We start from the raw sequence: 1,155 nt of genomic DNA, 5'->3' as shown, positions 1-1,155 counted from the left end.
TACTGACCTTGAATGCGTGATGTCGTCATGGTGGCTGGCGTCGGAGGCCGGTGCCGGTAAGGCAGCCGTCGAGGACGTCGTGGCGGTATTGGAGCTGGCGGAGGCCGCGTCGGACGGCGGTGATCAGGTCGTCGGGGTCGGCGAAGGCGCGGTTGGCTGTGGTGGTGCGTCGTAGGACGGACCAGATGCCTTCGACTGGGTTGAGGTCAGGTGCGTAGGGCGGCAGTTGGAAGACGGTGAGCCAGTCGCGGGCGGCGATGTAGCGGCGCATTCCGGCAGTCAGGTGGGTGTTGAGATTGTCCCAGACCAGCACGATCGCGCCGCCGAGCTGCTGGTGGGCGGTCTGGATCAGGTCGCGGTAGTCCTTCCAGGAGAAGCTTTTGCGCCCGTCGGGGCGGGCGTCCGGGCAGGGCCGGTAGATCAGCCGCGAGCGTTCGCCGGCCTTGTAGCAGGCCAGGGCGGCCACCGATAAGCGGCGGCGGGAGCGGCCCCGCAGGCGGACCACGGGGGTACGGCCGCGGCGGGACCAGGTGCGGGTGGTCGGCGGCGTCATCGAGAATCCGGCTTCGTCCTCGAAGACGAGCCAGGCGTCGAGCGCCGCCACGGTCCTTCCACCTGGGGCCAGGTCTCCTTCATCCAGCCGGCCACCGCCGCCTCGTCTCGCTCGATGGCACGGCGGGCGGGAACCTGGCAGGTCCAGCCATGCCGTCTGAGCAGCGCGGCGACGCCCTGGACTGTGTAGCTCTTGTGGAACCGTCGCCCGATCAGGGTCTTGATCCGCGACAGCGTCCAGGTCTGGTCCGGCCAGCCATGCGCGACCGGGCCCTTGAGCAGTTCCCGCTCGAGGGCGGCGAAGAGTTCATCGCTGAGCAGCGGCAGCGACGCCGGCCCCTTCGAGGCCAGGGCTTTCGGCCCGTACTGCGACCAAGCCTTGCGCCACCGCTGTACCGACCGGACGCTGACCCGCAGGTCGTGAGCGATGACCGCGTTCTCGTCACCCTGCTGGAACCGCTCGGCCGCCTCCAACCGCAACTTCTCGCGGAAGGCCCGCCGTTCGTCGGTCAGCCCGCCCCCTTGCGCATACCTCATGCACTTGGCGTACCGCAGGGATCATGGACCGTCAGCCCTACCGACACCACGCTTTGAAGGTCAGTA

2 protein-coding genes are annotated in these 1,155 nt (G+C 68.8%); both read right to left on the bottom strand.

The window, feature by feature from the left end; translation table 11 throughout:
• Positions 1–25: 25 nt before the first annotated feature.
• Positions 26–553 carry a transposase gene (locus ACFY2L_RS38970; protein ID WP_390824720.1) on the bottom strand — a complete coding sequence of 176 codons (528 nt, stop codon included), beginning with the start codon at positions 551–553 and terminating at the stop codon, positions 26–28.
• Positions 550–1,089, bottom strand: coding sequence for a winged helix-turn-helix domain-containing protein (locus tag ACFY2L_RS38965; protein ID WP_390824719.1), 540 nt, complete (start codon positions 1,087–1,089; stop codon positions 550–552). The genes ACFY2L_RS38970 and ACFY2L_RS38965 overlap by 4 nt, the downstream gene beginning before the upstream one ends.
• Positions 1,090–1,155 lie beyond the last annotated feature (66 nt).

Source organism: Streptomyces sp. NPDC001381 (genome assembly GCF_042895685.1).
Classification (GTDB): Bacteria; Actinomycetota; Actinomycetes; order Streptomycetales; family Streptomycetaceae; genus Streptomyces.
This window is presented reverse-complemented; position numbering and strand designations above follow the sequence as displayed.